General features: G+C 64.0%; 20 protein-coding genes. 9 read left to right on the top strand and 11 right to left on the bottom strand.

Annotated elements, in window-relative coordinates:
• Nucleotides 1–57: 57 nt before the first annotated feature.
• Nucleotides 58–2,604: an RNA polymerase sigma factor RpoD gene (rpoD, locus tag AC07VL_RS20035; protein ID WP_494807379.1), complete on the bottom strand. Its 2,547-nt coding sequence runs from the start codon at nucleotides 2,602–2,604 to the stop codon at nucleotides 58–60.
• A 579-nt stretch (nucleotides 2,605–3,183) separates the two neighbouring features.
• Between rpoD and AC07VL_RS20030 the strand changes: the two genes are divergently transcribed.
• Genes AC07VL_RS20030 through AC07VL_RS20020 form a run of 3 tightly spaced genes read left to right on the top strand, consistent with a single transcriptional unit; the run spans nucleotide 3,184 to nucleotide 4,809 of the window.
• The gene (locus AC07VL_RS20030) at nucleotides 3,184–3,693 is read left to right on the top strand and encodes a ProQ/FINO family protein (protein WP_290608778.1); all 510 of its coding nucleotides are present in this window, start codon (nucleotides 3,184–3,186) and stop codon (nucleotides 3,691–3,693) included.
• A gap of 9 nt (nucleotides 3,694–3,702) precedes the next feature.
• The gene (locus AC07VL_RS20025) at nucleotides 3,703–4,350 is read left to right on the top strand and encodes a 3'-5' exonuclease (RefSeq protein WP_494807378.1); all 648 of its coding nucleotides are present in this window, start codon (nucleotides 3,703–3,705) and stop codon (nucleotides 4,348–4,350) included.
• 36 nt (nucleotides 4,351–4,386) lie between these two features.
• Entirely contained in the window at nucleotides 4,387–4,809 is a 423-nt protein-coding gene (locus tag AC07VL_RS20020) for an SMI1/KNR4 family protein (RefSeq protein ID WP_494807377.1), read from the top strand.
• Between the two features lie 21 nt (nucleotides 4,810–4,830).
• On the opposite strand, the gene AC07VL_RS20015 is transcribed toward AC07VL_RS20020, so the two are convergent.
• Both AC07VL_RS20015 and AC07VL_RS20010 read right to left on the bottom strand, forming a co-directional pair.
• Nucleotides 4,831–5,178, bottom strand: coding sequence for a DUF4870 domain-containing protein (locus tag AC07VL_RS20015; RefSeq protein WP_326457244.1), 348 nt, complete (start codon nucleotides 5,176–5,178; stop codon nucleotides 4,831–4,833).
• A gap of 94 nt (nucleotides 5,179–5,272) precedes the next feature.
• Entirely contained in the window at nucleotides 5,273–6,688 is a 1,416-nt protein-coding gene (locus tag AC07VL_RS20010) for an aminotransferase-like domain-containing protein (RefSeq protein ID WP_494807414.1), read from the bottom strand.
• Nucleotides 6,689–6,819: 131 nt separating this feature from the next.
• Here AC07VL_RS20010 and AC07VL_RS20005 point away from each other — a divergent pair, with 131 nt between their 5' ends.
• Together AC07VL_RS20005 and AC07VL_RS20000 are read left to right on the top strand one after the other, a co-directional pair.
• The gene (locus AC07VL_RS20005) at nucleotides 6,820–7,545 is read left to right on the top strand and encodes a c-type cytochrome (protein WP_494807376.1); all 726 of its coding nucleotides are present in this window, start codon (nucleotides 6,820–6,822) and stop codon (nucleotides 7,543–7,545) included.
• Nucleotides 7,542–8,816, top strand: coding sequence for a c-type cytochrome (locus AC07VL_RS20000; RefSeq protein ID WP_494807375.1), 1,275 nt, complete (start codon nucleotides 7,542–7,544; stop codon nucleotides 8,814–8,816). The genes AC07VL_RS20005 and AC07VL_RS20000 overlap by 4 nt, the downstream gene beginning before the upstream one ends.
• Before the next feature lie 126 nt (nucleotides 8,817–8,942).
• On the opposite strand, the gene AC07VL_RS19995 is transcribed toward AC07VL_RS20000, so the two are convergent.
• A complete protein-coding gene (locus AC07VL_RS19995; RefSeq protein ID WP_494807374.1) occupies nucleotides 8,943–9,578 on the bottom strand; it encodes a class I SAM-dependent rRNA methyltransferase in 636 nt (211 codons plus the stop codon).
• A gap of 188 nt (nucleotides 9,579–9,766) precedes the next feature.
• Here AC07VL_RS19995 and AC07VL_RS19990 point away from each other — a divergent pair, with 188 nt between their 5' ends.
• Nucleotides 9,767–10,552, top strand: coding sequence for a head GIN domain-containing protein (locus AC07VL_RS19990; RefSeq protein WP_494807373.1), 786 nt, complete (start codon nucleotides 9,767–9,769; stop codon nucleotides 10,550–10,552).
• Nucleotides 10,553–10,612: 60 nt separating this feature from the next.
• On the opposite strand, the gene AC07VL_RS19985 is transcribed toward AC07VL_RS19990, so the two are convergent.
• Together AC07VL_RS19985 and purU are read right to left on the bottom strand one after the other, a co-directional pair.
• Entirely contained in the window at nucleotides 10,613–11,155 is a 543-nt protein-coding gene (locus AC07VL_RS19985) for a YaeQ family protein (RefSeq protein WP_494807372.1), read from the bottom strand.
• Nucleotides 11,156–11,195: 40 nt separating this feature from the next.
• Nucleotides 11,196–12,077 carry a formyltetrahydrofolate deformylase gene (gene purU, locus AC07VL_RS19980; RefSeq protein ID WP_494807371.1) on the bottom strand — a complete coding sequence of 294 codons (882 nt, stop codon included), beginning with the start codon at nucleotides 12,075–12,077 and terminating at the stop codon, nucleotides 11,196–11,198.
• Nucleotides 12,078–12,422: 345 nt separating this feature from the next.
• Between purU and AC07VL_RS19975 the strand changes: the two genes are divergently transcribed.
• From AC07VL_RS19975 to AC07VL_RS19965, 3 genes are all read left to right on the top strand, one after another.
• On the top strand, nucleotides 12,423–12,935 hold the full coding sequence (locus AC07VL_RS19975) for a phasin family protein (protein WP_494807370.1): 513 nt from the start codon (nucleotides 12,423–12,425) through the stop codon (nucleotides 12,933–12,935).
• 35 nt (nucleotides 12,936–12,970) lie between these two features.
• Nucleotides 12,971–13,366, top strand: coding sequence for a KGG domain-containing protein (locus AC07VL_RS19970; protein WP_494807369.1), 396 nt, complete (start codon nucleotides 12,971–12,973; stop codon nucleotides 13,364–13,366).
• A 180-nt stretch (nucleotides 13,367–13,546) separates the two neighbouring features.
• Nucleotides 13,547–14,059, top strand: a complete 513-nt coding sequence (locus tag AC07VL_RS19965; protein ID WP_494807368.1) for a YgjP-like metallopeptidase domain-containing protein — start codon at nucleotides 13,547–13,549, stop codon at nucleotides 14,057–14,059.
• Between the two features lie 214 nt (nucleotides 14,060–14,273).
• Here AC07VL_RS19965 and AC07VL_RS19960 read toward each other — a convergent pair whose 3' ends face one another.
• From AC07VL_RS19960 to AC07VL_RS19940, 5 genes are all read right to left on the bottom strand, one after another.
• Complete coding sequence (locus AC07VL_RS19960) at nucleotides 14,274–14,876, bottom strand: PEP-CTERM sorting domain-containing protein (protein ID WP_494807367.1); 603 nt, start codon at nucleotides 14,874–14,876, stop codon at nucleotides 14,274–14,276.
• Nucleotides 14,877–15,178: 302 nt separating this feature from the next.
• Nucleotides 15,179–15,724, bottom strand: a complete 546-nt coding sequence (locus AC07VL_RS19955) for an LOG family protein (protein ID WP_219116399.1) — start codon at nucleotides 15,722–15,724, stop codon at nucleotides 15,179–15,181.
• Nucleotides 15,725–15,735: 11 nt separating this feature from the next.
• Complete coding sequence (locus AC07VL_RS19950; protein ID WP_494807366.1) at nucleotides 15,736–16,509, bottom strand: hypothetical protein; 774 nt, start codon at nucleotides 16,507–16,509, stop codon at nucleotides 15,736–15,738.
• 65 nt (nucleotides 16,510–16,574) lie between these two features.
• The gene (locus AC07VL_RS19945) at nucleotides 16,575–17,246 is read right to left on the bottom strand and encodes a TetR/AcrR family transcriptional regulator (protein ID WP_071324565.1); all 672 of its coding nucleotides are present in this window, start codon (nucleotides 17,244–17,246) and stop codon (nucleotides 16,575–16,577) included.
• A 139-nt stretch (nucleotides 17,247–17,385) separates the two neighbouring features.
• Nucleotides 17,386–18,000, bottom strand: coding sequence for a phasin family protein (locus tag AC07VL_RS19940; protein WP_494807365.1), 615 nt, complete (start codon nucleotides 17,998–18,000; stop codon nucleotides 17,386–17,388).
• Nucleotides 18,001–18,123: the final 123 nt, after the last annotated feature.

Below are 18,123 nucleotides of genomic sequence, written 5' to 3'. Positions count from 1 at the left end.
GACAGTACAGACGAAAAAAAAGAGGCTTGCGCCTCTTTTTTATTGCCTGCTGACCGCTTAGTTCTGTGTCAGGAACGTTTTCAGCTTGTCCGAACGGGAAGGCTGGCGCAGCTTGCTCATGGCTTTCGCCTCGATCTGGCGGATGCGCTCGCGCGTCACGTCGAACTGCTTGCCCACTTCTTCCAGCGTGTGGTCGTTCGACATTTCCACGCCGTAACGCATGCGCAGCACTTTCGCTTCGCGCGGCGTCAACGAGTCCAGCACTTCCTTGATCACGTTGCGCATCGAGGCGTGCAGCGCGGCGTCCAGCGGCGCCAGGGTGGTGTTGTCTTCGATGAAGTCGCCCAGTTGCGAATCGCCATCTTCGCCCATCGGCGTTTCCATGGAAATCGGCTCTTTGGCGATCTTCATGATCTCGCGCACCTTGTTTTCCGGCATTTCCATCTTGACGGCCAGGGTCGCCAGGTCCGGCTCGCTGCCCGTTTCCTGCATGATCTGGCGCGAGATGCGGTTCATCTTGTTGATCGTTTCGATCATGTGCACCGGCACGCGGATGGTGCGCGCCATGTCGGCGATCGAACGCGTGATGGCCTGGCGGATCCACCAGGTGGCGTAGGTCGAGAACTTGTAGCCGCGGCGGTATTCGAATTTATCCACGGCCTTCAGCAGGCCGATGTTGCCTTCCTGGATCAGGTCGAGGAATTGCAGGCCGCGGTTGATGTATTTCTTGGCGATCGAAATGACCAGGCGCAAGTTGGCCACCGTCATTTCGCGTTTCGCGTGACGGGCGCGCTTTTCGCCGGCCGCCATCTGCTTGTTGATCTTGCGCAAATCCGCCAGCGGCAGGGCCACGCGGGCTTGCAGGTCGATCATCTTCTTTTGCAGTTCCTTGACGGCAGGCACGTTGCGGCTGAGGATGGCGCTGTACGGATACTTGCAGTCGACTTCGCGGTCAACCCATTCCAGGTCGCATTCATTGCCCGGGAACACCTTGATGAAGTGGGCGCGCGGCATGCCGCATTTGTTCACGCACAGTTCCAGCACGGCGCGCTCGATGTGGCGCACTTCTTCCATCTGGCCGCGCAGGGTGTCGCACAGCTTTTCGACGACCTTGGCCGTGAAGCGGATGCCCAGCAATTCCTGCGAAATGGCTTCCTGCGCCTTGACGTAGGCTTTCGAGTTGTAACCCTCGGGCGCCTTGCGCATCTTGTCGTACTGCGTGGAAATGACGGCGAACTTTTCCAGCGCATTCTTTTTCAGCTGCGCCAGCTGTTCGCTGGAGAAGCCGGCCGCGCCGCCATTGGCGTCGCCATCTTCTTCCTCGGCTTCCTCTTCCTCTTCCTCGTCGTCGCTGGCGACGGCAGGCGCGGCGGCAGCGGCCGGGGCAGGAGCATTGCTTTCGTTCAAATCGACGAAGCCATCGACCACTTCATCGACCTTGATTTCATCGCGCGCGATTTTTTGCGACAGCGCAACGATTTCACCGATGGTGGTGGGGCAGGCGGAAATGGCCTGGATCATGTCCTTCAGGCCGCCTTCGATGCGCTTGGCGATCTCGATCTCGCCTTCGCGCGTCAGCAGCGCCACGGCGCCCATTTCGCGCATGTACATGCGCACGGGGTCGGTGGTGCGGCCGAAGTCGGAGTCGACGGTCGACAGGGCCGTGGCGGCAGCCGCTTCCACTTCGTCGTCGCTGGTGACGGTGGCAACGTTGTCTGTCAGCAACAGGCTTTCCGCGTCAGGGGCGCGCTCATAGACGGCGATGCCCATGTCGTTGAAGGTGGCGATGATGCCTTCGATCGCTTCCGGATCGATGATGTTTTCCGGCAATTGGTCATTGATCTCGGCATAGGTGAGGAAACCGCGTTCCTTGCCCATGTTGATCAGGCCCGTGATCTGCTTGCGGCGGCGTTCCAGGTCCGCTGCGGACGCTTCCGGATCGCCCAGTGCATCGGCCAGGCCGCCCTTGGCCTTGCGGTCGCGCGCCTTCGAGACGGCCTTCAGTTCCGCGCGTTCGACGGCGTTCAGTGCTGCCACTTCATCGTTTTCCGGCGTGAATTCGCTCGGCTTGCGGCCACGGCGGCCTGGCACCTTGACGGTCGGCAAGAAATAATTCGACGTATCGATGGCGGCCAGGGCGTCGGCATCCGTGGTCTTGCTGACCACTTGCGCGCCGGTGATGATGGTCACGGGTGCCGCTTCCGGCTTGGCGCGCACGACTTTCGAGCGGGCCGCCGTCACCACCTTGTTCGTGGCGGCGCTTTCGCTGACCTTGCGCGGCGCGACGGCAACCTTGGCGGCCGGGGCGATCTTCACGCTCGGCACCTTGGCCGGCGCCGCTTCGGCGGACTCGGCAACGGCTTCGGCGGCAGGGGCGGCCACGGGCGCTTCCACGGCGGCGTCGGCCGGCGGCACGGCAGCCAGGCGCGAGCGGCTTTTCTTCACCACGGTGACGACGGTGGGCGCCGTCGTGACGGTGGCTTCCGGATTCGCTTGCGCATTATCGATGAAGTAAGATAAAGTCGTTTTGGGTACGGCAAGTGGTGCCGCGGCTGGGCGTGGCGCCTTGGCGGACAACGTTAAAGTTTTTGGCGTATTCTTCATGAGATATCTCTTAATGCGAGACCAGATGGTGTCGGCGCGAAGTGAATGATTCCACCTAAGCCTGCGAAACCGGACTCGATGGAGCGTATTGTTGCGGCTGCCGTCAAGGGCAGCGGCGCCTGTCTATCGGAACGTTCATAGCCCGCGCATCCGGCATGCGGAGCGGCGGACCGTACGGCGAGGCCGAAGCCGGGTCAGATAAATAGGCGATGTACATTGCGGAATGAAAAAAAGCCCGTACCAGAACGGGCTTGAATCTATTGTTGTTCAGTGAAGACACAGCGGAGAGCAAGATTATGCACGAAGGCCAGTTATCTGGATAATTGATAAGCGGAATGTCCGATATCAAAAATACCAATAATTGTCGCCCTGCACCGTACTGCTCCTATCCCCTGTACACCTGAGTCCAGCCTTCAAAAACCGGGCTCTGTCCTCAGCGCAAGCCGACATTATACACATTTCCCGCATTTCGCGCTGCCCGCGGCTAGGCGAACACGGGCTTAATGCAGGTCAAGTTGCCAAAAAAGACAATGCACTTGCCTGTGGCGCGTGCTATGCTCCCCTTTTATAGCCCAACCAATGATGTCGATGACCAGCTCCACGCCAGACCAGCAAGCCACCACTCCTGTCACGCCAGCAGATGCAGCCCCAGCGGCGGCACCGGCCGCGGCGGCCACACCGGCGCCCGCCGGACTGACCGCGCGCGCCCTGTTGAAGCAGTTCCAGGAGCAATTCCCGCCTTTCCGCGATTGCCTGCCCCTGGCTATCGGCATCGACAAGCAGATCCTGGCGCGCCTGCCGGACCTGGACCGCAAGCTGATGCGCACGGCGCTGGGCATCCACACGGGTTCCCTGCGCTACCTGCGCGTGATGGAAAAAGCCAAGGTGCGCTACGACCTCGACGGCACGGCCGGCGCGGAAGTGACGCAAACCCACCGCGACCACGCCACGCAAGTGCTGCAGCAGCGCTTCAAGAAGGAAGCCGAGCGCAAGAAAGCCGAACGCGACGCGGCCGCCGCCGAAGAAGCGAACCGTTTGCGCCTGGAAAAACTGAATCAGCTGACCGCGAAATTCTCGCGCAAAGGCTGATCCGGTTTCATGGACACTGCTGCCGCGCCGCCACTGCCGCCCTACCAGGGTATCGAACTCGACCACGTCAAGCTGGTACGCACCAGTGACGATGCCAAGGCGGCCATGGCCGCCCTGCTGGCAACGGACGCCATCGGCTTCGATACGGAATCGAAGCCGACTTTCGTGAAGGGCGAGTCATCCACGGGACCGCACCTGATCCAGCTGGCCACCGACGACATCGCCTACCTGTTCCAGGTGGGCGCCACGCCGGCGCCGGCCCTGGCCGAACTGAAGGCCATCCTCGAATCGACCACCACCCTGAAGGTGGGCTTCGGCCTGTCCGACGACGTCAAGCGCCTGCGCGCCAAGCTGGGCATCGCGCCGGCCCAGGTGCTCGACCTGTCCGTCGCCCTGCGCGGCGGCCAGCGCAACGACCTGGGCGCGAAAACGGCCGTGGCCAAGTTCTTCGGCCTGCACCTGCAAAAGTCGAAAAAGATCTCCACCACCAACTGGGCCACGTCGCGCCTGACGGAAAAGCAGATCCTGTACGCGGCCGACGATGCGCAAGTGGCCCTGCGCGTGTACCGCCGCTGGATCGCCGACGGCGGCAAGGTGGCGCCGCAGAAGGCGCCGCGCGCCAGCGCGCCGCCCGCCCCGCCAGCCATCCCCGCCTGAACCGGCCGCAGCGGGCCGGCACCGTTACAGCTACTCATGAGCAAAAACAAGTCCATCGGCACCAGCCCGGTCGCGATCGCCGCCGCCGAGCAGGCGCTGGCGCGCGCCCTGCCCCCGTCCTACGTGGCATGGCTGCTGGAAAACAATGGCCGCGCCCTGGGCGCCTTGTGCGTGTTTCCCGTCTACGACGCGGCGAATGCGCGCAAGACGTGGGAGTCGATAAGCCGTCACTACAACACGGACTGGCAGGAATGGCTCGCGCATGCAGACGGCGACAATGCCGCCGCCCTGCTGCCCTTCGCCCAGTTCGGCACGGGCGACTACTATTGCTTTGACTATGCGCAAACGGGACCGTCGGGCGAGCCCGTGGTCGTGCTGTGGTCGCATGAAACAGGGGCCGCCACCGCGGTGGCGCCCGACTTCGCAGCATTTCTCGCGCTGCCCGGCCGTCCCGGCTGAAGCGGGACGCCCGGCACGGCCTTACTTGACGGGACGCCAGGTCAGGGGATAGCGGTAGACGACGCCATTGCTGGCCTTCACGGCGGCAATGATGGAAAACACCAGATTACCCAGCGCCACCAGCCAGAACATGAAAATGCCGATGATGACGAAGGTCAGGATGAAGCAGACGATGTACCAGAGAATCAGGGTAATCTGGAAATTGAGCGCTTCACGGGCATTCTCGGCCGAGAACTTGTCCGCATCATCCTTCTTGATCAGATAAATGATCAGCGGCGCCACCCAGCTGGTGAACAGGCCGCCAATATGGGACAGGATGGCGATCGTCGTATCTTGCGTACGACCCACTTCCGGCTGCGTGTTATCCATTATCATTCCCATCATTAGTTATAGATACACCAATATAACAGCAATATTTCTTTTTGGAATGAAACACTTGTCTGCAGCAGGGATTTTTTCTCGGCTATGCCGTCGCCGCCAGCGCCAGCCGCCCCAGAGTGGCGATGGCCGCTTCCAGCTGCGGGCTCCACGGGTGGCCGTAATTGAGGCGGATGCAGTGGCGGAATGCGCGCGTGGCGGAAAAGATGGGGCCGGGCGCGATGCTGATGCCGGCCGCCAGCGCACTGCGGTGCAGGGCCAGCGCATCGACGCCCACGGGCATCTCGACCCACACGAAATAGCCCCCTTGCGGCCGCGTCACCCGCGTACCGGGCGGAAAGTGCACGGCAATGGCTTGCAGCATGGTGTTTTGCTGCGCCGCCAGGGTCAGGCGCAGCTGGCGCAAATGGCGGTCGTAGCCGCCCTGCGCCAGGTAGTCGGCCAGCGCCATCTGCAGCGGGATGGGCGCCGACAGGCTCGTCGTCAGCTTCAGGCGCTCGACCTGGCGCGCGTAACGGCCCGCCACGGCCCAGCCCAGCCGGAAGCCGGGCGCCAGGGTCTTGGAAAACGAGCTGCAGTGCATGACGAGGCCCGCACTGTCGTGGCTTTTCGTCAGGCCAGGACGCTGCTTGCCGAAATACAGCTCGCCATACACGTCATCCTCGATCAGCGGCACCGCATGGCGCGCCAGCAAGTCCACCAGCGCGCGCTTCTTTTCCGGCGGCATCAGGCTGCCCAGGGGATTCTGGAAATTCGTCATCAGCCAGCACGCCTTGGGACGGTGGCGCTGCAGCAGCTCTTCCAGCGCCGCCAGATCGACGCCGTCGCGGGGACTGGTGGCGATCTCGACGGCCTTGAGTTCCAGCCGCTGCAGCGCCTGCAGGCAGGCGTAGAAGCTGGGCGACTCGATCAGCACCGTGTCGCCGGGCCGCGTGACGGCTTGCAGGCACAGGTTCAGCGCTTCCAGCGCGCCATTCGTGATGACGATATCGTCGCTGGACACCGGCACGCCGTCCTGCTGGTAGCGCAGGGCGATCTGGCGGCGCAGTTCGGCATTGCCCATGGACAGGTCCGTCACCGTGCTCCACGGGTCGAGGCGGCGCATGCTGGCCGACACGGCCCGCGCCAGCTTTTCCATCGGAAACAAATGCGGGCTGGGAAAGGCCGAGCCGAAGGGCACGATGTCGCGCGCGCCCACGGCGCCCAGCACCTCGAACACGAGGTCGCTGACGTCGACGGTGGTGCTGGCATCCGCAGGGCGCGAACTGTCCGGCTCGGGGGCCAGCGCGGCGCGCTGCGGCGCCACGTAATAGCCGGAGCGGGGCCGCGAGACGATCATGCCGCGCGCTTCCAGCAGATAATAGGCCTGGAACACCGTCGACGGGCTCACGCCCCTGCGCGCATGCTGCTGGCGCACGGAGGGCAGCCTGTCGCCGGGCAGCAGCAGCTGCGTGGCTATCATGGCGGCGACCTCTTCCGCCAGCACTTCATATCGCTTCAGGCGCACGCCTGCCTCCCCTAAAACTGATCCGTAGTTTTTCCGCACAACTGATCCTGTTCCAATATCAGCACACAGTATATCCTTGGCAATGATGCCAGCAGCCCCGGCCAGCCCAGACAGGTGACACTTACATGCGATTTCCCATTGCCAGGCTTCCTTTCCTCCTTGTCGGCATGGCGGTCCTGCTGCCCGCCCTGGCCATGGCGGCCCCGGCCACGGTGCCGGACAGCCTGGAGCAGCGCATCAAGGCGTGCACGGCGTGCCATGCGCAGCAGGAAAAGCATGACGCCTTCTTTCCCCGCATCGCCGGCAAGCCGGCCGGCTACCTGTACAACCAGCTGCTGAACTTTCGCGAGGGCCGGCGCCAGTATCCGCTGATGAACTACATGGTGGAGCACCTGCCGGACGATTATCTGCGCGAGATCGCCGGGTATTTCGCGGCGCAGCACCCTGCCCCGCCGCCGGCCCAGCCCAGCGGCGCCGGCACGGCGGCCCTGGCACGGGGCCGGCAGCTGGTGCTGCAGGGCGATCCCGGCAAGAAGATTCCCGCCTGCATCGCCTGCCACGGCCAGCAGCTGGCCGGCGCGGCGCCCGCCATCCCCGGCTTGCTGGGCTTGCCGCGCGACTACATCAACGCCCAGCTGGGCGCGTGGAAGAACGGCATCCGCCGCGCCCAGGCGCCCGACTGCATGGCGCAGGTGGCGCAGCGCCTGTCGGACGCGGACGTGGGCGCCGTGTCGGCCTGGCTGGGCACCCAGGTAGCCAGCGCCGAGGCGCGCCCCGCCGGCAGCATCGCCTTGCCGCTGCCCCTGCACTGCGGCGGCGTCCCCGGTTCCACGGCGCAGGTGACGCCATGAAAAAAGCCATCATCGCCACGGCTTGCGTGGCCATCGCCGCTGCCGGCGCCCTGTTCCTGCTGTACCCGGGCGACGACCCGGGGCCGCCTGCGGCCGCCAGCACATTGACCCCGCAACAGCTGATCGAACGCGGCGCCTACCTGGCCAAGGCCGGCGACTGCATGGCTTGCCACACGACACGGGGCGGCGTCGCCTACGCGGGCGGCCGCGCCCTGCAGACGCCGTTCGGCAAGGTGCTCTCGCCCAACATCACGGCGGACAGGGAAACGGGCATCGGCAGCTGGACGGCCGACGATTTCTGGCGCGCCCTCCACAACGGCAAATCGAAGGATGGCCGCCTGCTGTATCCCGCCTTTCCGTACACCAACTACACCAAGGTGCGGCGCGAGGACAGCGACGCCCTGTACGCGTATTTCCAGAGCGTGCCGCCGCACCGGCAAAGCAACCAGCCGCATGCGCTGCGCTTCCCCTACGACCAGCAGATCGCCCTGGCCGCCTGGCGCGCCCTGTATTTCAAGCCGGGCGTGTACCAGCCGGCAAGGGAAAACAGCGTGGAATGGAACCGCGGCGCCTACCTGGTGCAGGGCCTGGGCCACTGCAGCGCCTGCCATAGCAGCCGCACCACCCTGGGCGGCAGCGACGACGGCCTGTCGGGCGGCCTGATTCCCGTGCTGGGCTGGTATGCCCCGTCGCTGACGTCGGATGCGGAAGCGGGCCTGGGCGACTGGGACACGGCGCATATCGTGGACTTGCTGCAAACGGGCGTCTCGCCCCGCGCCACCGTCTTCGGCCCCATGGCCGAGGTGGTACGGCAAAGCCTGCAGCACATGGAGACTGGCGACGTGCAAGCCATGGCCGTCTACCTGAAGAGCCTGCCCGGTCCCGCGCAAGCGGTCAAACGGCCGCCGCGCGACACGTCGGAGCGGGCCAAGCAGCAGCTGGCGCTGGGGGCGAAACTGTATGCGGCGCAATGCGCCAGCTGCCACCAGGACGATGGCAAGGGCGTGCCGCCCGGCTACCCGCCGCTGGCCGGCAACCGCGCGCTGACGACGGAATCGGCCGTGAACGCCATCCGCCTCGTGCTCAACGGCGGCTTCGCGCCCGGCACGCGCGGCAACCCGCGCCCCTACGGCATGCCGCCGTTCGGCCCCGTCATGGACGACGCCGAAGTGGCGGCCGTGGTGACGTATCTGCGCGCATCCTGGGGCAACGATGCGCCGGCGGTGTCGGCCCTGGAGGTAAACAAGTACCGCAGCGTGCCGCTGGAGTAGCCGTCAATCACTCCGTAAGCCCGGCTACAGCCGGGGTCGGACCCTGAGGGTCCGACCCCAGTGGTTTGCGGGTTCCCTATAAAAAAACCGGCCAGGGCCGGTTCTTTTCATGTCAAATAGCCGTTCTCAGCGGAACTTGCTCTTGTGCCCCGTTTTGAGGTCCAGCGCATAGCGCACGCCGTTGTCCGTCAGCATGACTTCATCGGGCGGTTCCTCGCCGGCCAGGGCGCCGTCGATCAGGGGCAGGCCCTCGCCCTTGCGCATCAGCTCGTTGCACCGTTCGTACACGTTCGCGCAGCCCGTCGAGGCCATCAGCGATTGCACGATGGCCACTTTCCACGCATCGACGCCGCCCGCGTTGAATTCGCAGATCAGGTAGCCCTGCACGCCGCCGAACAGCTGCACCACCAGGCCCGGCAAGCCTTCGTCTTCGCCCTTGATCAGGGTCAACAGCTGGCTGTCGCCCGCCTTCTTGATCGCCGGCAGCTTTTTCTCGATGGCGGCCTTGACCCGGCGCTTGATCAGCGCGTGGTCGACGGGCTCGTCTTCCTTGAAGCTCCAGATGCGCGCGCGGATCTGCGACTTCGAATTGTAGGCGGCGCGGGCGATGAATTGCTTGGACGAGCTTTGCACGATGGCCGTCGAGCCGGGCTTCATCTTTTCCTGCGGCTTGCCGTCGACTTTTTCAATCGCGGAAGCGTAAATCCACGATTGGCCCAGCAAGCTCTTTTCCTTGCCCTGTTTGATGGTGATGATCAGCATGTAATTCCAGTAGTGGGACCGGCGCGTGCCGGTCGTCGTATGTCCAATACCGGCATGATACCTCAAGCCATCCTGTCGCATCCTCCTGCATTCTGTGCCGCCGGCCTTGCAGTCTGTCGCAGCACGGTACGCAGGAGCGTCCCGCTGCCCTACCATGCACGCAGTCCAATTCCAAACAGGGAGCAAGAATGACATACGCCACTTTCCATCACCGTCCTGCCCGCGCCGCGCGCGCCCTGCTGCTGGCCGCCTGCGCCCTGGCGCTGCCCGCCATGCCCGTGCTGGCCTCGCCGCTGGACTGGATTTCCGGCGACAGCATCCAGGGCAGCGGCAAGCTGCAGAAGCAGGCGCGCGAAGTGGGCAGCTTCAATGGCGTGGCGCTGAACGTGCCGGGCAATGTCGAGTTGCGCATCGGCAACACGGACAGCGTCACCATCGAAGCGGACGACAACATCCTGCCGCTGATCGACACGGCCGTGGAAAACGGCACCCTGCGCATCCGGCCCGCCAGGCGCAATGCCAACTTCCGCCAGACCCGCCTGACCATCGTCATCCAGGCGCGCCACGTGGAGCGCGTCAGCGTGGGCGGCTCGGGCAACATCACGGCAGCGGGCCTGCGCGGGGAAAGACTGCGCTTCGACGTGGGCGGCTCCGGTTCCATCGACGTGCGCGACCTCGACGGCCGCATGGTGGCCGTGGCCATCGGCGGCAGCGGCAGCTTCAAGGGCCAGGGCAAGACGGAGCAGCTGACGGCATCGATCGGCGGCTCGGGCAATATCCAGGCGGGCCGCCTGGCCGCCCGCGACGTGCAGGTAAGCATCGGCGGCTCGGGCGCGGCCGAAGTGTGGGCCAGGGACGAGCTGACCATCAGCATCGGCGGCTCCGGCGAAGTGAGCTACTACGGCGAGCCGCGCATCAGCCGCAGCATGCAGCGCTCGAGCAGCATCCGCCACCTGGGCAGCGCACCGAATTAAGCGCCCGCAATGACAAAAGCCCGGAGCGATCCGGGCTTTTTGCATTTCAGGCAGCCAACATCAGCGGGCCGGCTTGACCGGTTCGCGGTCGATCAGCACCGTGTTGACGCTGTCCGTCAGCCAGATCTGGCCATCCTGGATCGTGCATTGCAGCTGCATGGTGCGCTGCGCCAGCTTGCTCATCTCTTGCGCCGCCTCCGATGGCAAGTTGATCACGGTCAAGTTCTTCGCCCGTTCCAGCTTGTTGGCGATCTGCTTCCACCAGATGTGGCTCGTTGCGCCATAGCTGTAGACGATCACCTGCTCGGAACGGCCGCAGGCCTTCAGGATGCGCTTCTCGTCGGGCTGGCCCACTTCGATCCACAGCTCGATGGCGCCCGTCAAGTCCTTCTGCCACAGGTCGGGCTCTTCCGTGTCGAACAGGCCCTTGGTAAACGTCAGCGCCTCGTTGGCGTGGATGGCGAACGCCAGCAGGCGCACCATCATGCGCTCATCCGTCTCGGACGGGTGGCGCGCCAGGGTCAGCGCGTGATCCTGGTAGTAATTGCGGTCCATGTCGGCGATCTGCAGATCGGCTTTGAAAATTGTTGCTTTGAGGGCCATCGTGTTTCTGTCTCGGTAAAAAGTGAAGATGAAGTCGGTATCAGCGGAAAACCACGGTCTTGTCGCCATTTTTCAGGATGCGATGCTCGACGAACCATTTCACGGCCCGTGCCAGCACCACGCACTCGACGTCGCGGCCGATGGCCGTCAAGGTGTCCGCATCCATCGCATGGTCGACGCGCTCGACGTCCTGCTCGATGATCGGGCCTTCGTCCAGGTCGCCCGTGACGAAATGGGCCGTCGCGCCGATCAGCTTGACGCCGCGGTGGTGCGCCTGCGCATACGGCTTGGCGCCCTTGAAGCTGGGCAGGAAGGAATGGTGGATGTTGATGGCGCGGCCGTCGAGCGCCTGGCACAGGCCGGGCGACAGGATCTGCATGTAGCGCGCCAGCACCACCAGGTCGATCTTGTGGGTGTCCATCAGCTCGATGATCTTCGCTTCCTGCGCCAGCTTGGCCGCTTCCGGCGCGCCCGTGGCCAGCGGCAAGTGGTGGAAGGGGATATTGTAGCTGGCCGCCAGCTGGTAGAACTCCATGTGGTTCGACACGATGGCGGGAATTTCCACGTTCAGCAAGCCGCTCTTGTAGCGGAACAGCAAATCGTTGAGGCAATGGCCGATCTTCGACACCATCAGCATCACGCGCGGCTTGACGCGCGCATCGTGCAGCTGGCCGTGGAAGGGGCCATTCACCTGCATGGCTTGCGACAGCTCGGCGAAGTCGCCGCGCAGCTGGGCGTCGCTGACGGCGCCGTCTTCCAGCGCGAAATGCACGCGCATGAAGAACAGCCGGGATTCCTGGTCGCCGAACTGGGCGGAATCGAGGATATTGCAGCCGCGTTCGGCCAGGAAGCCGGAGACGCGGTGCACGATGCCGCGCTGGTCCAGGCAGGACAGGGTCAGGATGTATTCGGGATGCGTCATGGTCGCGGAATCAGGTCAAAAAATAAGGCGGTGCTCGGCTCAGCCACGCGCGCCGGCCATCGGCTGCGCTGCCGCGAGCCGGCTATTGTCGCACGGCTGGGCCGCTCAACCCGCATTTTCCACACAGTGAGCATGGCGGCCTGCGGCGGCACGCTGATTGACGTTCCTTTGATCTGGCGCAAAACCACTGCGTTTTTCCATCGGCCAGGCGCCATTCTGCCCTGAAACCGGCATCGGGCACGGAACCTGGCGCGCCCTGCGGCGTCTATCCCTTTGCTTGTTACGGCATACGTCGCATCCGGTGCACCGGGTGTTTCTCGGACCAGATTTTCATTGAGGTAGAACATGTTCACAGACAGCATCAATCCCAGTCTCAGCCCCGCCCTGAAGTCCCACCTGGAAGCCCAGCTCAACTTCGCCACAGAACTGTCGCGCAAGCTGTTCGATACGGCACAGCAAATGAGCGAGCTCCACCTGCGGCTGGCGCAAGACCTGCTCCAGGAATGGAGCCGCGCCAGCCAGCAGCTGCTGTGCGCCCGCGACACGGGCGAGTTCATGTCGCTGGCCGCGGCCCAGCTGCAGCCGGGCAGCGACAAGCTGCGCCAGTACCAGCAGCAGCTGGGCAATCTCGTCGCCAACGCCAACGTCGAGATGAATCGGGCAGCGGAAACGCATATCCCCGAAGCGAGCCGCACGGCTGCCGCCTTCGCCGACGAAGTGGTGCGCAAGACGGCCGAAGAAACGGAAAAAGCCACGCAGCGCCAGCGCGAACTGATCGAAAAAATGCACGCCGGCGAGCACCGCGATGGCGCCGGCCGCAAGCGCGATACCAGCCCGCAACCTGACCAGGCGCGTTGAGCGCCTGATCCCCACCCGACCGCAAGGAGAACAGCATGGCTAGCAATCAAGGAAACGAACAAGGCAAGGGCGCCGGCAGCAGCCAGAAGGCAAGCGATCCCGGCAGCACGAAAGGCACGAGCAAGCGCGGCTTCGCTGCCATGAATGAAGAACAGCAGCGCGAAATCGCCAGCAAGGGCGGCCAGGCCGCCCACCAGAAGGGCACGGCGCACGAATTCGATTCGGAAGAGGCGCGCCGGGCCGGGCAGAAAGGCGGCGAAGCCGTCAGCCGCAACCGCGAGCACATGGCGGAAATCGGCCGCAAGGGCGGCGAAAGCCGGCAATCGGCCCAGCGCGCCAATGAAAGCCGCAGCGCCACGGCGGCGCGCAGCGGCAGCGCCGAGGCGAAGACGGGCAGGCAGGACAACAAGGGCGAGGAGGACAAGGGCTGAACCCCGGGGCACGCCTGCACCGGGCGGCGCGACGCAGGCTGGCGAGGGCTGGTGGGGGCTAGCGAGGGCTAGCGAGGGCTGGCGGGCGGATGGGGCGGAGCGGGGCACTGCGCCGGGCGGGGCGATATGGTACATTCTCGCCTTACCGACACACCCGCGACCCGCCCCTCCCTTCCCCGCATGCAGCCATCCCTGAAATACCTGAGCGCCTATTCCGAACAGACGCAAGCGCAAGTACAGCAACTGATCACGCAGGACAAGCTGGGCGAGGTGCTGCTCAAGCGCTATCCCGCCGCGCACGACGTGCGCAACGACAAGGCCCTGTACCAGTATGTGCAGGACTTGAAGAATGAGTTCCTGCGCAACGCCGAACCCATCAACAAAGTGGCGTTCGACAGCAAGATCCACGTGATCCAGCATGCACTGGGCTTGCACACGTCCATCTCGCGCGTGCAGGGCGGCAAGCTCAAGGCCAAGCATGAAATCCGCGTGGCCACCATGTTCAAGGAAGTGCCGCTGGAATTCCTGCGCATGATCGCCGTGCACGAGCTGGCGCACGTGAAGGAAAAGCAGCACGACAAGGCCTTCTACAAGCTGTGCACCTACATGGAGCCGCAATACCACCAGTACGAATTCGACGTGCGGCTGTACCTGACCCAGCTCGACCTGTCCGGCCAGCGCCTCTGGTCATGAGCGGGACGGCAGGGCCATGACGCCGGCGCCAACGACGCCGCGTCCGTGCCTTGCGCCCTGCCCCGCGACATGCGCAGTACGACAATCCATGCGGCCCGAGCGGCGAATGCCGCATGCCGCATGCCGCGCTCCATGATCATGATGGACGTAAAAAAGCCGCCCTGGCAGCGGCTGGGCGGCTTGCGCGCCGGCGTGGCCGGCGCAGGGTTCACGCTCAGGCGGCGTTCTTGCGGCGGCGCAGGAAGGCCAGCAGGCCCAGTCCGCCCAGCAGCATGCCGTAGGTGGCCGGTTCCGGCACGGCGCTCACGCTGGCGCCGATATTATCGACCTGGAAGGTATGGAAGGCGCCTTCCTTCCACGTGGCCGACAGCAGGTTGCTGAACCCCGTGAAGGTGTAGTCGCTGAAGCTATGGCTGCCGTCGAGGCTGAACGTCTGCGTCACCGTGCCGCCGCCCACCTTGTGGCCGACGAAGGTCACGTCATAGGAGCCGGGAAAGCTCACGAAATCGGCCAGGCTGATGGTGCTCAGCGAAAATGCCGCGCCGTCCGTGCGCTTCAGGGTCGTCGTCGTCAGGGCCGACGCGCCCAGCCCAGCCGAGCCGGCGTAGGCAAAATTGCCTTGATGGGCAGAGCTCAGCAGCCCCAGGAAGCTGCTGTTGAAGTCGTAGCCGCTTTCCGAGTACGACGTAAACACGGAGCCGAAGATGCCTGGCTGTTCCAGCGCATCGAAGCTGATGGTGGTGCTTTGTGCCTGGGCGCCGCCGGCGGCGAGAATGGCGGCGACGGCAGTCGCGCGCAAGAGGGTCATTGCTTTCAAAATAGCATCCTTTCGAGATGATGAAGTAGCGTGGCTGTGGCAACTTGAAACTGATCGGCACCATTTTCTGGGAGTCTGTACTGCGCTCGTCGGTGTCCGGGATTCCTAACTTTGAACCAGTCCAGTAAACCACATTCATGCTTAAAAAGCATCTTCATTTTCAAAAAAACATGCCTTATTGGAAATATTTATGTATATTTTTATTAATTAATTTATTGAGCTTGATCAATTTTCCCGTGCGGAAATAAAAAAGCCACGCACTTCGCAGTGCATGGCTCATGTGGAATTTCCGTGAGGAAAATTTACGGCGCGCAATCCTTCAGGCGCTGCACCAGCGCCGCCGGATCGGCATCCGCATTGAGGAAAGCAGCATGCTGCGGGCGGATGAAGCCCTGCTCCTTGCCGTTTTGCACAAATTCCAGCAAGCCATCGTAGAAGCGGTCGACGTTGAGCAGACCGATGGGCTTGGCATGCAGGCCCAGCTGCGCCCAAGTCAGCATCTCGAACAGCTCTTCCAGAGTGCCGTAGCCGCCGGGCATGGCGATGAAGGCGTCGGACAGGCTGGCCATCATGGCCTTGCGCTCGTGCATGTCCTTGACGATGAACTGGCGCGTCAGGCCCGTGTGGCCCACCTCGCGCTCGACCAGCTGCGTGGGGATCACGCCCGTCACTTCGCCGCCCAGGCGCAGCACTTCATCGGCGATCACGCCCATCAGGCCCACCTTGCCGCCGCCATACACCAGTGAAATATTTTCCGCCACCAGCACGCGCGCCAGTTCCCGCGCCGCGACCGCATAGTCCGGCGAGACGCCCGCGTTGGCGCCACAGTACACACATAAAGCCTTGATCACAGTAATCCTTACTCTTTCAGTTCATCAATCGCCGCCTCGACCTCGAGACGCTCCTTGGCATCCAGTGCCACGCACTCGGCCGCCAGCTCATACAGGGCCAGCGCTTCCGCCAGTTTTTTCTTTCCGTCGAGCATGTTCAACGCCCGCGCATATTCGCTGTGGGCCAGCGCCGAATACGGCGTCAGGGCCAGCGCCGTCTTGAAGTGCTGGTAGCCATCTTCCTTGTTGGCACCGTAGGTCAGGCCGCCGATCATGGCGCCCACCTTGTCGATAATTTCCGTATGATAAATCCCAAACGCGATATGCGCTTCCGCATGCATGGGCGCGATCGTCATCGTGCGGTCCAGGCTGTTGCGCACGCGCGCACCCATGCCCTGCGCCAGGGCCTTGACGACGGAGGTGCCCAGCGCGTAGCGGCCCAGGCTGTAGGCATGCCAGTAGTAGCCGGCCGGATTGTCCGGCTGTTCGCTCTGCTGGCGCTCGCAGCGTTCCGCCACCTCTTCGTACATGTCGAGCCGCTGGCTGTCATTGCCTTCCAGGTGGGTGGCATAGATGCAGGTGGCCTTGTGCGCCACCGCATAGCCGGGCACGCCGACGGCCAGACCCAGTTTCACGGCCCGTTCGAAATCCCCGGCGTGGAAGGCCAGCCAGGCCTGCAGCAGCGCCGGGTGCGTGGGAAACGGCTCGACGTCGCCCGCATGCAGGCGCGGCCACGCCGCTTCCAGGCTCTGCGCCGTATAGGCATAGGCTGCGTCAGGATAGGGGAATTGTTTCCAAGCCATGCCATGTCTCCTGTAAATAAGGTCCTCCGGCCTGCCCGGCAGCGCCGGCGCGCCGGACCGGGCCGTCAGTCGTTCTTGAGTTTGGTCACATATTCTTCCGACAATTTGCGGAACAACAAATGTGTTTCATTGCGCAGGTACGGCCCGATCAGGGACAGCACCTGGTAGCAGCCCCGCGCCAGCGCATCGGACATGGATTGCTGCTCGCTGTACTTGCGCGGGTTGCGCACGTACTCGTACGACAGCCAGTAGGTGGCGACCACCACCATATTCGTCGCCATGGCGCCGATCTCCATGTCCGACGCCTCCAGCGACTGTTCGCTGCGCAAGTCCTCGCACAGCTGCGTGGCCACCTTGATCTTGTGCGCCAGGATCAGCTTGAAGTGCAGTTCCAGCTTGCGGTTGCGCGACAGCAAATCATTGAGGTCGCGGTAAAAGAAGCGGTAGCGCCAGATCAGTTCGAACATCAGGTGCAGGTACAGCCAGACGTCCTCGATATTCGAGCGGCGCCCGTCCGGCACGGTGAGGATGCGTTCGATTTCCGCCTCGAACTGCACGAAGATGGAATTGACGATATCGTCCTTGTTGCGAAAGTGGTAGTACAGGTTTCCCGGCGAAATGTTCATCTCTTCCGCGATCACGGTGGTCGTGATATTCGGCTCACCGAACTCATTGAACAGGCGCAGCGACAACTCCAGGATGCGTTCGCGGGTACGGCGTGGTGCTTTTTGTAGCATGGCGGGCAATCTCTCTGTGTTCTGCCACAAGCATACCACCTAAGATAGCCGTAATGAAACACTGCGCCCGCCGGCCCGGGCGAAAAGGCAGGCCAAAAAAAAGCCTGCGCGAGCAGGCTGGATGAACAGCGGCGCCAGCTCAGGCCGCCGGCACTTTTTTCTTCGCCGCGGGCTTGGCCGCTGGCTTGGCCACGGCCTTGGCTGCGGGCCTGGCCGGCGCCTTGGCCGCGGCTACCTTGGGCGCGGCCCTGGAGGCGGCCTTGGGGGCAGCCTTGGGTGCCGCTTTCAGCGCCGCCTTCACGGCAGGCGCGGCAGCCGGCCTGGCCGCACGCTTGGCGGCCGGCTTGACAGCCGCCTTGGCGGCAGGCCGCGACAGGGCCGCCACCTGCGCGCTCAAGGCCGCGAGCTGCGCCTGCAGCGCGGCGATGTCATGCTGCGTGGGCACGCCGATGGTCGCCAGGGCGCGCGCCACGCGCTCCTCGAACACTTGCTCCAGCTTGTCCCAGGAACCGCTGGCCTGCTTGCCCACGCCATCGGCCAGCTTGCCGACGCTGTCGCTGACGCCGGCCACCTTGTCCTCGGCCCGCTTCTGGAATTCCGTGCCCTCCTTCACCAGCTTCGAGAAGACGCGGCCGCCCTCTTCCTGCGCCTTGGCGAAGGCGCCCAGGCCCGCTTGCCAGATCTGCTGCGCGGACGAGCGCACGGCGTTCGCCAGTTCCTTGTCCTCCGCCAGTTCCTTCAGTTTCTTCACCATCGCCAGCTCCCGTCGTTTGCAAGGCCATCACCATCATGGATGCTTTTATTCTAGAGAGCAAAACTAGAGACGGGCGTCTAATCCGCCAGGAATCGCGCATGCAGGGTGCGCCAGCACACGCAA

This window comes from Janthinobacterium sp. GW821-FHT03C08, assembly GCF_059420905.1.
The sequence above is the reverse complement of the archived record's forward strand: the minus strand, read 5'-3'. Positions and strand labels throughout refer to the sequence as shown.

Excerpts from the sequence above, each read along its gene's own strand:
- rpoD (WP_494807379.1), bottom strand. The coding sequence starts at position 2,604 with ATGAAGAATACGCCAAAAACTTTAACGTTGTCCGCCAAGGCGCCACGC.
- AC07VL_RS20030 (WP_290608778.1), top strand. The coding sequence starts at position 3,184 with ATGATGTCGATGACCAGCTCCACGCCAGACCAGCAAGCCACCACTCCT.
- AC07VL_RS20025 (WP_494807378.1), top strand. The coding sequence starts at position 3,703 with ATGGACACTGCTGCCGCGCCGCCACTGCCGCCCTACCAGGGTATCGAA.
- AC07VL_RS20020 (WP_494807377.1), top strand. The coding sequence starts at position 4,387 with ATGAGCAAAAACAAGTCCATCGGCACCAGCCCGGTCGCGATCGCCGCC.
- AC07VL_RS20015 (WP_326457244.1), bottom strand. The coding sequence starts at position 5,178 with ATGGATAACACGCAGCCGGAAGTGGGTCGTACGCAAGATACGACGATC.
- AC07VL_RS20005 (WP_494807376.1), top strand. The coding sequence starts at position 6,820 with ATGCGATTTCCCATTGCCAGGCTTCCTTTCCTCCTTGTCGGCATGGCG.
- AC07VL_RS20000 (WP_494807375.1), top strand. The coding sequence starts at position 7,542 with ATGAAAAAAGCCATCATCGCCACGGCTTGCGTGGCCATCGCCGCTGCC.
- AC07VL_RS19995 (WP_494807374.1), bottom strand. The coding sequence starts at position 9,578 with ATGCTGATCATCACCATCAAACAGGGCAAGGAAAAGAGCTTGCTGGGC.
- AC07VL_RS19990 (WP_494807373.1), top strand. The coding sequence starts at position 9,767 with ATGACATACGCCACTTTCCATCACCGTCCTGCCCGCGCCGCGCGCGCC.
- AC07VL_RS19985 (WP_494807372.1), bottom strand. The coding sequence starts at position 11,155 with ATGGCCCTCAAAGCAACAATTTTCAAAGCCGATCTGCAGATCGCCGAC.
- purU (WP_494807371.1), bottom strand. The coding sequence starts at position 12,077 with ATGACGCATCCCGAATACATCCTGACCCTGTCCTGCCTGGACCAGCGC.
- AC07VL_RS19975 (WP_494807370.1), top strand. The coding sequence starts at position 12,423 with ATGTTCACAGACAGCATCAATCCCAGTCTCAGCCCCGCCCTGAAGTCC.
- AC07VL_RS19970 (WP_494807369.1), top strand. The coding sequence starts at position 12,971 with ATGGCTAGCAATCAAGGAAACGAACAAGGCAAGGGCGCCGGCAGCAGC.
- AC07VL_RS19965 (WP_494807368.1), top strand. The coding sequence starts at position 13,547 with ATGCAGCCATCCCTGAAATACCTGAGCGCCTATTCCGAACAGACGCAA.
- AC07VL_RS19950 (WP_494807366.1), bottom strand. The coding sequence starts at position 16,509 with ATGGCTTGGAAACAATTCCCCTATCCTGACGCAGCCTATGCCTATACG.
- AC07VL_RS19945 (WP_071324565.1), bottom strand. The coding sequence starts at position 17,246 with ATGCTACAAAAAGCACCACGCCGTACCCGCGAACGCATCCTGGAGTTG.
- AC07VL_RS19940 (WP_494807365.1), bottom strand. The coding sequence starts at position 18,000 with ATGGTGAAGAAACTGAAGGAACTGGCGGAGGACAAGGAACTGGCGAAC.